General features: G+C 65.4%; 9 protein-coding genes. 3 read left to right on the top strand and 6 right to left on the bottom strand.

Annotated features, from left to right (window positions below; all coding sequences use genetic code 11):
- Positions 1-320, top strand: a 320-nt coding sequence (locus tag AC3AYF_RS02405; RefSeq protein ID WP_487779359.1) for a carbohydrate kinase family protein, incomplete at its 5' end; no start/stop codon positions are given.
- 557 nt (positions 321-877) lie between these two features.
- Here AC3AYF_RS02405 and AC3AYF_RS02400 read toward each other — a convergent pair.
- Positions 878-2,503: a sodium:solute symporter family protein gene (locus tag AC3AYF_RS02400; protein ID WP_295038147.1), complete on the bottom strand. Its 1,626-nt coding sequence runs from the start codon at positions 2,501-2,503 to the stop codon at positions 878-880.
- A 211-nt stretch (positions 2,504-2,714) separates the two neighbouring features.
- On the opposite strand from AC3AYF_RS02400, the gene AC3AYF_RS02395 reads away from it, so the two are divergent.
- Complete coding sequence (locus AC3AYF_RS02395) at positions 2,715-3,614, top strand: ATP-grasp domain-containing protein (RefSeq protein ID WP_295038149.1); 900 nt, start codon at positions 2,715-2,717, stop codon at positions 3,612-3,614.
- Here the strand turns inward: AC3AYF_RS02395 and betT are convergent.
- The 3 genes from betT to AC3AYF_RS02380 all read right to left on the bottom strand — a co-directional run bounded on the left by betT (position 3,577) and on the right by AC3AYF_RS02380 (position 8,583).
- The gene (gene betT / locus AC3AYF_RS02390) at positions 3,577-5,640 is read right to left on the bottom strand and encodes a choline BCCT transporter BetT (RefSeq protein ID WP_295038151.1); all 2,064 of its coding nucleotides are present in this window, start codon (positions 5,638-5,640) and stop codon (positions 3,577-3,579) included. The two genes, AC3AYF_RS02395 and betT, sit on opposite strands and share 38 nt — an antisense overlap.
- A gap of 604 nt (positions 5,641-6,244) precedes the next feature.
- Positions 6,245-7,579, bottom strand: a complete 1,335-nt coding sequence (locus AC3AYF_RS02385) for a deoxyguanosinetriphosphate triphosphohydrolase (protein ID WP_295038153.1) — start codon at positions 7,577-7,579, stop codon at positions 6,245-6,247.
- Between the two features lie 140 nt (positions 7,580-7,719).
- The gene (locus AC3AYF_RS02380) at positions 7,720-8,583 is read right to left on the bottom strand and encodes an isocitrate lyase/PEP mutase family protein (RefSeq protein ID WP_295038155.1); all 864 of its coding nucleotides are present in this window, start codon (positions 8,581-8,583) and stop codon (positions 7,720-7,722) included.
- Between the two features lie 296 nt (positions 8,584-8,879).
- Between AC3AYF_RS02380 and AC3AYF_RS02375 the strand changes: the two genes are divergently transcribed.
- Entirely contained in the window at positions 8,880-9,989 is a 1,110-nt protein-coding gene (locus AC3AYF_RS02375; protein ID WP_295038158.1) for a cobalamin-independent methionine synthase II family protein, read from the top strand.
- 26 nt (positions 9,990-10,015) lie between these two features.
- Here AC3AYF_RS02375 and AC3AYF_RS02370 read toward each other — a convergent pair whose 3' ends face one another.
- A complete protein-coding gene (locus AC3AYF_RS02370; protein ID WP_295038161.1) occupies positions 10,016-11,764 on the bottom strand; it encodes an alpha-amylase family glycosyl hydrolase in 1,749 nt (582 codons plus the stop codon).
- A 128-nt stretch (positions 11,765-11,892) separates the two neighbouring features.
- Complete coding sequence (gene glnG / locus AC3AYF_RS02365; protein ID WP_487779358.1) at positions 11,893-13,302, bottom strand: nitrogen regulation protein NR(I); 1,410 nt, start codon at positions 13,300-13,302, stop codon at positions 11,893-11,895.
- Between the last annotated feature and the right edge of the window lie 102 nt (positions 13,303-13,404).

Here is a 13,404-nt window from a genome sequence, read left to right as displayed (position 1 = left end):
CGCCTTCCGACGCCGAGATGACGGCGCTTAAAATGTCTTGGAAGGTGGCAAAGCACGTCAAATCGAACGCGATCATCATCGCCGACAGCGAAGGCACCGTCGACGGCTCGCCCGTCGCGCAGGTCGTCGATACCGTCGGCGCCGGCGACGGTTTCGCGGTGGGCATCGTCAGCGCGTACCTGGACGGGCTGGACTGGCACGCGGCGCTGCATCGCGGCAACCTGATCGGCGCCCGCCAGGTCCAGGTGATCGGCGACATGGAGGGCCTGCCCAACCGGGAGCAGCTGGTCGCCATGGAGCGCAGCGGCGACGCCCGCTAGCCGGGAACGCGATCGTCATCCGGCGTCGATGGCCGACCGCTGTCGGCCTCGACGCGCGCCCGGTCGCGAAGCCCAGCGCCTCGCCGGAGAGGCCGCTGAGAACGATCAGCCTGGCATGGCGGCCCGACCGCCCTGGCGCATACCCCAGCCACAGTGGAAATTCGACCGGGCGCAACGTCGCCGGCATGACCCGCAGCGCCCAGCGCCGCGGCCGGGCCAGTCGCTCCCACAGCCACCAGCGCTCGAACTGAGAGAGCGTCGGCGGTCCACCGCCCTCCAGGACCAGCGCGCCGTCGCTTTCCGCCGGATGGGGGGGCAACGCCCCCGCCATCAACATGGCTCTCGGCAGATTGTCGGCCGCCAGCAGCCAGGCCAGCGCTTCTCCCGTCTCACGGCCGATCCCCAGTGCCCACAGCGACAGCCACGCCGGCTCGAACCGCTCGGCACCGTAACGCCGCAGCCTGGGCTCGGCGGCGGCGGCTCCCAGTCGCCGAGGCAGTCTCGACGCCGGCGCCGTCGTGGCCACCTCCGGCCTCGTCCGCCGCGGGTCTTCGCGATCAGCCATTGGCCCAGGCCTGCAGCAGCCCCAGTGCGGCCAGCGACACGAAGAACCAGAGGATCAGGCCGAGACAGCGTCGCCGCGTCAGGCGCGCATCGCGACCGATCTCGGCGGCACCGGCGCTGCGCCCCTTGAGGATCGCCTGCATGTCGGGCGCGGTCTCGTCGATCACCACGTCCGAGAGCTGCGCGGCCGACGGTGCCGGCGCGGTCAAGCTCACGGCATAGCCGACGACGACCGAGACGATCAGACCCACGAAGTTCTGGTAGAGCCAGGAGACATCGGTCTGCGAGACGGCCCACACCGCCGCCATGCCGACGATGATGCCGCTGACCGCCCCTCTGCCGTTGCTGCGATGGCTGAGCACGGCCAGCAGGAAGGTCCCCAGCAGCGCGCCGTAGAACCAGGAACCGATGCGGTTGACGGCTTCGATGACCGGGCCGAGATTACCGGCGAAGAATGCGAACGCGGTGGCATAGAGCCCCCAGAAGATGGTCGCCCAGCGCGACGCCTTGAGGTAGTGCTTCTCGTCGGCGTCGGGCCTGACGTAGCGGGCGTAGAAGTCGCGCACCGTCACCGCGGAGAGCGAGTTGAGCGCGGAATCCAGGCTCGACATGGCGGCCGCGAAGACCCCGGCGATCACCAGCCCGGTCACCCCGACGGGAAAGGCGTTGACCACGTAGCGCGGGAACAGCTCGTTCAGGTTGTCCGGCGCGGTGAGACCGTGCTGCTGGTAGTAGGCGGCGAGCATCACGCCGATGAACAGAAAGAGCAGCATCTGCGGCACCAGCAGATAGCCGCCGATCAGCAGCGAGCGCTGCCCCTCGGCGATCGAGGGGCTGGTCAGCACCCGCTGGATCTGGCTCTGGTCGGTCCCGAAGTAGGCGACGTGCATGACCACGCCACCGATCAGCCCCGCCCATAGCGAGTAGGTCACGGTGGGATCGAGCGACAGGTCGATGGTATCGAACATGCCGTTGGCGGCACCGTAGGCGAACACGTCGCTCCAGCCACCGGGCAGGCTCGAGACCATCAGTACCATGCTCAGGATCGCGCCCAGCCACAGCACGAACATCTGGATCACGTCGGTCCAGATCACCGCGCTGATGCCGCCGAGCACGGTATAGCTCACCGCGATCACCGCCATCAGCACGATGGTCAGATCGACGCTCCAGCCGGTGACGACCGAGAGCACCAGCGCTGGGGCGTAGAGCACCACGCCGGTGGCGAGGCCGCGCGCGACCAGGAACAGCAGCGCCGCCAGCGACCGGGTCAACGCCCCGAAGCGACGCTCGAGCAGCTCGTAGATGCTGTAGATGCCGGCACGATGGAAGATCGGCACCAGCACGACGATCAGCACCGCCATCGCCAGCGGCACGTTGATGAAGGTGGCCAGGCGCTCCAGGCCACCCTCGAAACCCCAGCCGGGCGCGCCGATGAACGTGATCGCGCTGGCCTGGGTCGCCATCACCGACAGGCCGATGGCCCAGCCGGGAATCTTGCGACCGCCGAGAAAGTAATCCTGCGTGCTCTCCTGATCCTTGCCAAAGCGGGCTCCCACCCAGGCAATCCCCACCACGTAGACGATCAGAACAGCGGTATCCCACCAGGTGAAAGCGCCCACATCCCGTCCTCGCTTTTTTGTTATCGACAAAATTGAGCGTAGCACGTCGCTTTCGTCGCGCTTGGCGGCGTCACGGGCGAAGTCCCTCGCGCGATATCAGAAGCCCGCCCATTGAGGCCTCGAAGAACTTGCCAAAGCGCCGAAACGGCCCGATGATAGCGCGCTTTTTTCCTCCATCGCGCCAGCGTGCTGGTATCTCAAGAGGTATCCGATGCGTCTGATCTCCTTCGACGTTTCCCGCACCCTGCACATTCCCGGCGTGCGCTACATCAAACCCGAGCGCATGTACGATCATCTCGACGAGATCCAGGCCGCCGACTGGCTCCTGTTCCCCAGCTACTGGCAGGTCAACACGCTGCTGCACGCGATGCACAAGCGCATCTTCCCCTCGCCGGCCACCTACTACCTGGGCCACGACAAGGTCGAGCAGACGCGCGCCTTCCAGGCCATCTGCCCGGACAACATCCCGCGAACCGCGATTCAGGCCAGCACCTGCCACGGTATCGATACCCTCGAGGCGGAAATCGGCTACCCGATGATCGTCAAGGAGATCCGCAGCGCCCGCGGCAATGGCGTGCACCTGCTCGAGAGGCGACGCGAACTCGAGGCGCTGGCCGCATCCCAGGAGGTGCTGTACGCCCAGACGCGTCTTCCCATCGACCGGGACCTGCGCATCGTGTTGATCGGCGACCGGATCCTCGCCAGCTACTGGCGTGTGACGCCGCCGGGGGGTTATCGCGCCAACGTGGCCCAGGGCGGCACGATCGACCATGAGGACATTCCCCCATCCGCGCTGGCACTGGTGCAGCGCGTGGCCGCACGGCTGGGCGTCGATCACGGGGGATTCGACGTCGCCATGGTCGGGGATCACCCCTTCCTGTTCGAGTTCAACCGCCTGTTCGGCACCCAGGGAATCACCGACCCCGGCAGGACGACCGCTACCGCCATCGTGGAGTGGCTCTCCCGCAGCCAGAACACGCCTGCCGCGAACGACGCCGGCGTCGAGGCGGAGCCGAACAAGAAAGACCCCGGCCAGATGGCCGGGGTCGTGGTCAGCGGAACAGCTAGCGATCTCAGCCTGGCGGCTGTTCCGGACTGTCGGGCATGTTGATGCTGCCCGGCTCTTCGCGATTGAGGTGCAGGAACTGCAGATGGCGCTCGTACTGGTCGAGGATGTCATCGATGACCTGCTCGCGGCTATAACCCATCAGGTCGTAGCCCTGGCTACCCTCCAGCAGGTACACCTCCAGACGATAGTAGCGACTGCTGCTGCGCGGTGTTCGCATGGCAAAGGACGGCGTGGAGAACGGATGCGTCCAGATCTGGTAGGCGAAGTTCTGCTCGCTGCCGAGATCGACGTAGAGCGACAGGTAGTCGTCGCCGTTCTGCGTGCCGGTGCTGATGTCGACCTCGACGCCCTGCTTCATCAGTTCCTCGCGCACCGCTTCCATCGCAGGCCGCCCGGTCTCCTCCAGGAACTGCTGGGCCTGCTGGCGATTGGGGAACGACATGGCACGCTTGAGCCGGGTCTTCCAGTCGTGAGCGCGATCGCGACCGCCGGCGGACATGCGTCCCGACAGCGAGCCGGAGAGGCTCAGGCGGTGGCTATCCTCCTTGAACGCCTCGACCTTCAGCGCCTTGTAGAGCCCCGCAATCATGAAGAACAGCACGATCGAGAAGGGCAACCCGGTGATGACCACCGCGCTCTGCAGCGTCGACAGGCCACCGGCCAGCAGCAGCGACAGGGTCAGCACCCCGATCACCGCCGACCACAGGATGCGCATCCAGATCGGTGCGTCGCTGTTGACGTCCTTCAGCTTGGAGGTGAAGTTCGACAGTACCAGGGCGCCCGAATCACCGGAGGTAACGAAGAACACGATCGCCAGGATACTGACCGCGATGGTCGAGATGACCGGGAACGGATACTCCTGCAGGAACAGATAGATGCCCGCCGGCGGCGTGTTCATGACCTGCTGGCCGAAGTCCGTCGCACCGTTCATCGCCATGTCGAGGGCGCTGTTCCCCAGGATCGACATCCAGATCATCATGAAAGCGATGGGCAGCGTCAGGGTACCGGCCACGAAGGTTCTGATGGTACGGCCGCGGGAAATACGCGCCAGGAACAGACCGACGAACGGGCCCCAGGCAATCCACCATGCCCAGAAGAACAGCGTCCAGGCGTTGAGCCAGTCCGTCGGCTGGTCGAAGGCGTAGGTGTCGAACGACATCGAGATGAAGCCGGAGAGGTAGTCGCCGACGTTCATCACCAGCGCGTTGAGCAGGAACACCGTCTTGCCGGCGAACAGCACGAACAGCAGCAGCGCGATCGCCAGCAGGATGTTGAATTCGGAAAGACGTCGAATCCCCTTCTCGACACCGGTCACCGCGGAAATCGTGGCGAACAGCACGATCATCAGCACCAGGATGGTCTGGGTCCAGGCGCTTTCCGCGATGCCGAACATGAAGTTCAGCCCGTAGTTGAGCTGGATGACGCCGATGCCGAGACTGGCCGCGATGCCGAACACCGTGCCCAGCACGGCGGCGATGTCCACCACGTGACCGATGGGGCCGTAGATCTTCTTGCCGAAGATGGGGTAGAGCGCGCTGCTGATGGTCAGCGGCAGGTTGTGCCGATAGCTGAAGAACGCCAGCGACATGCCCACCAGCGTGTAGATGCCCCAGCCCGACAGGCCCCAGTGGAGGAAGGTCAGCTGCATCGCGTGACGGGCGGCGGCCACCTGGTCGCTCGGCGCATTGGGCGCGTTGTAGAACTGGGTCAACGGTTCCGCCAGGGCGAAGAAGATGACCCCGATGCCGATACCGGCGGAGAACAGCATCGCCGACCAGGAGAAGATATTGAAGTCTGGCCTCGAATGCTCCGGCCCGAGACGAATCTTGCCGAAGCGGGAAAAGCCCACGAACACCACGAAGGCCAGGTAGATGACGACGGTCAGAAAGTAGTACCAGCCGAAAGTGTTGGAGATCCACCCCAGCAGCGCGTTGATGATGCCGTTCGCTTGCTCGGTAGCGATCATCGCCCACAACGAAAAGGCGACGATGCCGATGACCGACCCATAGAAGACGACTGGATTCAGCCTGTCCTGGGTCGTGGAATTATTATCGGGACTTGTGCTCATGCGGCTCCCATCATGGTCAGATAGTTTGCGTTGACGAGCATCGGCGCCCCTGACGGCTGACATGACCTGCCGGGGCGCAGGGCGTTCGAGGCCCTTGGCTCGTTTCCGTTTTCCCGCCGCGAGGCCATCTGGCCTCGAGCTGAGTTAAGTCGACTTCGGTCGTTGAATCCAGCCATGTCTTCAACGGAAGCATCGCCCCACGCCGTTGCCCTGCCGCGCCTCGGTCGGCTGCCGGGCCCGGGATCAGGTCATGGAACCGCCGGCCCGCGCGTCGCGCGTTCTTCCGGTAACGATGCCGACGCTGGCGTCTGAAATATGGCTCATCGCCGGGTAAAAGCGAGGCTGATTCTCCCGCGGGCAGTGGCGACGTTGGCCAGCGGCCGGAATCGGCTATCGCTCCGGTAGCTCTCGATGCTGACACCCGATGCTGGCACGCGATCGAAATCGATTTTTTATTAATTAACCGTTCAATTAAAATACGGCGTTATGAGTCCACTTTCAACAGCCACACTCAACACTCGCACGACGCGATGGTCCGATGGGTACCAGAAACGACGACGTCGGGCGCGGGCCCGACGACGAGAGGAAAAAAGCGGGGGAGTGCTCAGTCTCCCTTGAGGCGCCCGCCCATCTCCTGGGCCAGCTCGACCGCGTAGTGGTCGGTCATGCCGCCGATGAAATCGAGCATTCGACGATAGCTGTCGTAGAGCGGCCAGTTCGGCTTCGGCGTGTTCTCGCCGATCAGCGCGAGCACTCGCTGGTGCTTGAAGGAGGAGTGCCCGGTGTGATGCAGCTCGTGGGCCGCCCCGATGAAGGCCTCCAGCAGGATACCGAGCGTGGTATAGGCCCCGATCTCCAGCTTGGCCTTGCGCTCGTTCTGGAAGATGCGCTCGCGGGCCAGCTGCTTGGCCGAGGAGACGCCCCAGGTCAGATCCGGATGACAGAGCTCGAGCAGATCGTCGTTGAGGGTGCCGTTGAGCAGCGCTTTCTCGTGCTGGACGAAGACATCGCCGACTTCGTTGACCGCCCGCTCCATCGCCGCACCGCGCAGCGCCGCGATCCGCCGACGCTGGGACACCCCGTCGGCGGCCATCTGCTCGTATCCCGCCGGCGGCTCGCCGGCAATCTGCAGCAGCACCTGGGCGACCTCTTCGTAGCGCAGGATACCCATCTCCAGGCCATCCTCGAGGTCGAGCAGTGCATAGCAGATATCGTCCGCCGCCTCGACCAGATAGGCCAGGGGATGGCGGCACCACTTGGAGCCATCGACCGACTTGAGCCCGAGCCGCTCGGCGACCTCGACCAGCAGGTGCTTTTCGGACTGGTAACAGCCGAACTTGCCCATCTGGCCGCCGTGCTCCACCGTCCACGGATACTTGAGCAGCGTACCCAGCGTCGCGGCGGAGAGCCGCATGCCGCCGCGAAACTGGTTGTACTCGATCTGGGTCACGATCCGGAAACCCTGGGCGTTCCCCTCGTAGGTCAACAGGTCCCGGCGCTGCGCCTCATCCAGCCCCTCCAGCAAACCGCTCCCCTGCGCCTCGGCCCACTTGAACCAGTCGCGAATCGCGTACTCGCCGGCGTGCCCGAACGGGGGATTGCCGATGTCGTGCCCCAGGCAGGCCGCCTGCACGATGACGCCGAGATCGGCGGGCGTGACCCAGCCCGGCAGGCTGTCGCGCAGCTGCTCGCCGACGATCATTCCCAGGCTGCGGCCGACACAGCCAACCTCGATCGAGTGGGTCAACCGGGTGTGGATATGATCGTTGTCAGTGAGCGGATGGACCTGGGTCTTGCGCCCCAGGCGCCGAAACGAGCCGGAGAAGACGATGCGGTCGTAGTCCTTGTGGAACGGACTACGCCCGATTTCACCACGCGACGTCCGGGCATCGTGCAGCCGGACGGGATCGAGCAGGCGCTCCCATTGCATGACAGTCATCGTGGTCTCCGGTTGTTGGCGATCGTCAGTCTCGGGGTTCGTGTCGCAAGCTTCAAGCGAAGCCAAGCGGGTCTGGCTTTTTCTTCCCGCTTCCAGGCGCGAAGCGCCGCTCTGACAGCTTACCGCTCCCCGAAGGGGCCCTACTCTTTCACATCCATGTACTCGCGGGCCCAGATCCGATACTCCTCGAGCGTCGAGTAGCGCGTCGACAGCCGCGAAGCGTCCAGGTCGTTGGTAGCAATGTCGCGCTGCTCGCGCAGGCAGTCATAGGTCGCCTTGATCGCGGCGAAGTAGGCAGCGTGACCGTTGACCACGATGCGCACCCCGAGCCTGGCCAGGCGCGCGCGGTCGCGCAGCGCCGGGTTGTCGTAGGTGACCAGCATCAGCGGTACCGTCAACGGCGCCGACAGCTTCTCGAGATGCTCGAAGTCCCTGACGCCGACCAGGCAGATGGCATCGACGCCGGCCGCCTGATAGGCCCGGATGCGGGCGATGGCAGCGTCGTCGTCGAGCTGGCCGGCGTTGGTGCGGGCGATGATCGACAGCGCCGGGTCGATCCGCGCCTCGAGTGCCGCGCGCATCTTGCCGACGCCCTCCTCGACGGGAATCAGATCGGTCGACTTGTGCCCGTACTGCGCCGGCAGCAGGGTGTCCTCGATCGTCAGCGCGGCGACACCGGCCCGCTCCAGTTCGGTGATCGTGCGCATCACGTTGAGCGCGTTGCCATAGCCATGGTCGGCATCGGCGATCACCGGCAGCCGCGCCACGCGGCCGATCCGGGTCGCCTGTTCGACGAACTCGCTCAGGGTGATCAAGGCGAAATCGGGCGCCGCCAGTACCTGCAGCGAGGCGACCGATCCCCCCAGGATGCCGACCTCGAAGTCGAGATCGGCGGCGATGCGAGCCGACATCGGGTCGAATACCGACGCCGTGTAGTAGCACTCGCCGCTGGCGAGCAGTTCGCGGAAGGCGTTGCGTAGATCATGCTGCGAAGGGGTCGTCACGGGACACTCCTGTTCTTTACCCCGGCGTTCGAACTTGGGGCGCGATGGAAAAAATCCCGGCCGATGCCGATGGCACGTCGGTGAATGCGTCGGCGGGGGCCGACAATCCTACCACTAAAGTTTGAGATCGCGACGCCGGTACGAACGGCCGCGAACCTCACGATGAATGATGAACATGGTCAGCTTGAACTGGCTTCATTGGCCGAACGGCCGCCCAGCCCGCATCATTGGCGACCTCGGCATCGACGCTCGCCGCTGACACCGCATGGCGAAGTCCCAGAACAGGAGACACATTCATGTCACAAGCGCATCCCCCATTCCGAGCCGATATCGTCGGCAGCTTTCTGCGTCCGCCGGCCCTGAAGGAGGCCCGAGCCCTCTTCCACCGGGGCGATATCGACGCCGCAGCGCTCAAGGCCGTCGAGGATCGGGAAATTCGCCAGGTGGTCGAGCAGCAGCAAGCCGCCGGCCTCGAGGTGGTGACCGACGGGGAGTTCCGGCGCGCCTGGTGGCACTTCGATTTTCTCGAGCGGCTCGATGGCGTCACCGGCTTCACCGGTGACCAGGGCATCCAGTTCCAGGGCGTGCAGACGGGTGCGAAACAGATCCGGGTCGACGGCAAGGTCGGCTTCGACGATACCCATCCGATGCTGGATCATTTCCGCTACCTGGCCAGCGTCGCCAGCGTCATGCCCAAGATGACGATCCCCAGCCCCAGCGTGCTGCACTTCCGCGGCGGCCGCAAGAAGATCGACAGCGGCGTCTACCCCAGCCTGGACGCCTTTTTCGCCGATACCGCCGACGCCTACCGCGACGCCGTTCGCGCCTTCTATGACGCCGGCTGTCGCTACCTGCAACTGGACGACACCGTGTGGGCCTATCTCTGCTCGGAAAAGGAGCTGCAGGCGGCCCGGGACCGCGGCGACGACCCCGATCGACTGCAGGCGATCTACGCCGAGATGCTCAATCATGCGCTGGCCGACAAGCCGGACGATCTCCACGTCTCGCTCCACGTCTGCCGCGGCAACTTCCGTTCCACCTGGATCAGCGAAGGCGGCTACGAGCCGGTGGCCGAGACGCTGTTCGGCAGGGTCGGCGTCGATGCCTGGGTCCTGGAGTACGACAGCGATCGCGCCGGCAGCTTCGACCCGCTGCGCTTCGTCCCGGAGGGCCATCAACAGGCGGTGCTGGGGCTGATCACCACCAAGGTGGGCGAGCTCGAGGACCCGCAGGCCATCAGAGCGCGTCTCGACGAAGCGACACGGTTCGTCGACAGGCGTCAGCTCTGCCTGAGCCCGCAGTGCGGCTTCGCCTCCACCGAAGAGGGCAACGAACTCGCCGAGCGGGCACAGTGGGACAAGGTGCGCCTGGTGGTCGACCTGGCCCGCGACTACTGGGGCGGGTGAAACACTGACGAGGGCGGCGCGCGGGCTCAGCCCTGCCGCGCATCGCCCTCGTCCTGCCCCATCAGCGATCCCAGCAGCCGGCTGAGAAAGCCCTTGCGCTCGGGGTCGGGCTCCTGGTCAATCAACGCCCTCGGATCGATGCTGCTTCTGTCGATATGCACGAACGCGGCCTGGAAGGCAGGCAGGGTCAGCCCGCCACTCTCCAGGCGCCCCGTGAACCCGGCCTGATAGACGATCTCGCCGGCACCGGCGGGCAGGGTGGTGAAGCGCGACTCGCTGGTGAGATTGAAGACCGCCAGAATCGCCTGGTCCCGGGAGACCCGCAGCCAGCCCAGCAGTTCGTCGTCGAAGTCGCTCAGGATCAAGGTGCCGTCGACCATCGCCGGCTGCGACTTGCGCCAGTGCAGGAAGTCGCGCGTCACCCGCAGCGTGCTCCCCGCATCGGCGAGCTGCCGCTCCACCGACAGCTGGCGATGGTGGCCGTCCACCGGCAGCCAAGGCTCCATCGAGGTGAAGCCCCCGTACTCGCCGCTGGTCCAGGGCATCGGCGTACGGCAGCCGTCACGCCCCTTGTAATCCGGCCACAGCGCCAGTCCGTAGGGGTCGACCAGCCGCTCGTAGGGCACGTCCGCTTCCGGCAACCCCAACTCCTCGCCCTGATAGAGGCAGATGCTGCCGTAGAGCGAGCAGAGCATGACCGTCGCGACCTTGGCCACCAGCGGCCCGTGCTGCTCCAGGTTTTCGTGCTGGGTCCAGCGCGATACGACACGCATCACGTCGTGATTGGAGAGCGCCCAGCAGGGCCAGGCGTCGCCGGCGTAATACTGGAAGTGCTCGATGATGTCGCGCAGCCGCTGGGCGCTGAACTCGGCATCGAACAGGTCGAAGGTGTAGGCCATGTGCAGCCGATCGTTGCCGATGGTGTACTCGACCATGCGTTCCAGCGGACGATCGTCGGAGATCTCCCCCACCGTCATGGTGCCGGGGTACTCGTCCATCAGTGAACGCAGTTCGCCCAGGAAACCGAGATTCTCCGGCTGGCTGATATCGAACTGGTGACGCTGCATCGAATAGGGGTTCGATGCCGGTACGCTGGGCGTCTTGAGCTCACCGCTGCCGAGGGCCGGATTGTCCTGCAGCGCCAGGCTGTGAAAGTAGAAATTCGAGGTGTCCAGACGGAAACCGTCGACGCCGAGATCGAGCCAGAAACGGGCGTTGTCGAGCTGCTCCTTGCGCACCGCCGGATTGTGGAAGTTGAGATCCGGCTGGCAGGAGAGGAAGTTGTGCAGGTAGTACTGGCGGCGCCGGCTGTCGAAGGTCCAGGCGCTGCCGCTGAAGAAGGAGAGCCAGTTGTTGGGCGGCGTGCCATCGGGCTTGGGATCGGCCCAGACGTACCAGTCGGATTTCTGGTTCTCCCGCGAGCTGCGACTCTGGATGAACCAGTGGTGCTGATCCGAGGTGTGACTGAGCACCAGGTCGATGATCACTTTCAGTCCCAGCCCGTGGGCCCGCTCGAGCAGCATCTGGAAATCGTGGAAGGAGCCGAACATCGGGTCGACGCCGCGATAGTCGGTGACGTCATAGCCGAAATCCTTCATCGGCGAAGGAAAGAACGGCGAAATCCAGATCGCATCGACACCCAGTTCGGCCACGTAGTCCAGTTTCGCGGTGATGCCGGGCAGGTCGCCGATGCCATCGCCGCGGGCATCCATGAAGCTTCTGGGGTAGATCTGATAGATGACGCTGCCACGCCACCATTGGGTCGAATCGGACATGCGAGTCCCCGTGTTGGTGTCATCTATTTCACGCCGGTGACGATCGGCCAGCGACGACGACGCCCGGTCAGGCATGAGAGCCAGCCCCAGGCGCCATTATCAGCCTAACGTTACTCGAGCGTCGGACGCTACTCGTCCGCCAGCGCCGGCAGCAGCACTTTCACCTTGCGCGTCAGGGTATTGCGCCCCCATCCCAGCAGCTCGGCAGCCTCCCCCTTGCGCCCGCCGGTATGCTTCAAGGCGGTCTCGATCAGGATGCGTTCGAAATCCGGCACCGCCTCCTCGAGCAGGTGCGTGTGCCCCGAGGCCAGGGCCCGATCCGCCCACTCGCGAAACGCGTTGCGCCAGTCACCGCTTGGCGCCTCGGGCCCCTCGAGCTCGCGTAGTTCCGGCGGCAGGTCGTCGACCAGTACCTCCCGGCCGGACGCCATCACCGTGAGCCAGCGACAGGTGTTCTCCAACTGGCGCACGTTGCCGGGCCAGGGGAGACGCGTCAGATGCGTCTCGGCGTCCCTGGTCAGAACCTTGGGTTCGGCCGAGAGCTCCTTGGCGGCTTCGGCGAGGAAATGCTGGGCCAGCCGCGGAATGTCCTCGCGGCGCTCCGACAGACGGGGCAGGTGAACGCGAATCACATTGAGACGATGGAAGAGATCCTCGCGAAAGCGCCCTTCCGTCACCAGTTTCTCCAGGTTCTGGTGGGTCGCGGCGATGATCCGCACATCGACCTTGACCGGCACGTGGCCGCCGACCCGGTAGAATTCGCCATCCGCCAGCACGCGCAACAGCCGCGTCTGCGTATCGGCGGGCATGTCGCCGATCTCGTCCAGGAACAGCGTGCCGCCGTCGGCCTGCTCGAAACGCCCGCGCCGCTGGGCGGCGGCGCCGGTGAAGGCGCCCTTTTCATGGCCGAACAGCTCCGACTCCATCAGGTCCTTGGGGATCGCCGCCATGTTGAGCGCGATGAACGGATGGCCACTGCGCGGGCTGTGCTGGTGCAGTGCCTGGGCGACCCGCTCCTTGCCGGTGCCCGACTCGCCGTTGATCAGTACCGTGATGTGCGACTGCGACAGCCGGCCGATGGCGCGAAAGACCTCCTGCATCGCCGGCGCCTCGCCGATGATCTCGGCGGAGAGCCCTTCCGGCATCGCCGCCGGCGAACGCCGCTCGCGGGCGTGGGCAACGCCTCGCCGCACCAGCGCCAGCGCATCGTCCACATCGAACGGCTTGGGCAGGTACTCGAAGGCGCCGCCCTGGTAGGACGCGACCGCGCTATCCAGGTCCGAGTGCGCCGTCATCACGATCACCGGCAGATCGGGATGCATCTCGCGCACCCTGGCCATCAGGTCGAGACCGTCGAGCCCCGGCATGCGGATGTCGGTCAAAAGCACGTCCGGCGGCTGCCGCTCGATCGCTTCGAGTGCCGCATCGGCACGTTCGAAGGATTGCACCTCGAGATCCGGCTGTGCCAGCGCCCTTTCCAGGACCCAGCGGATCGCACGATCGTCATCGACGATCGCGATACGGGCGACTTCAGTCATGGCAGTTCTCCAGCAGAACGGTGAATCGCGCGCCAGGCGGCGTCGGCGTGGCCCGCGCGCTCACCCCGGCGGGCCTCCACGCACGCAGCCAAGAGTGGGCCG

It is taken from the genome of Salinicola sp., assembly GCF_982684285.1.
Note: the sequence above shows the minus strand (reverse complement) of the source record. Positions and strands in the feature narration are given on the sequence as shown.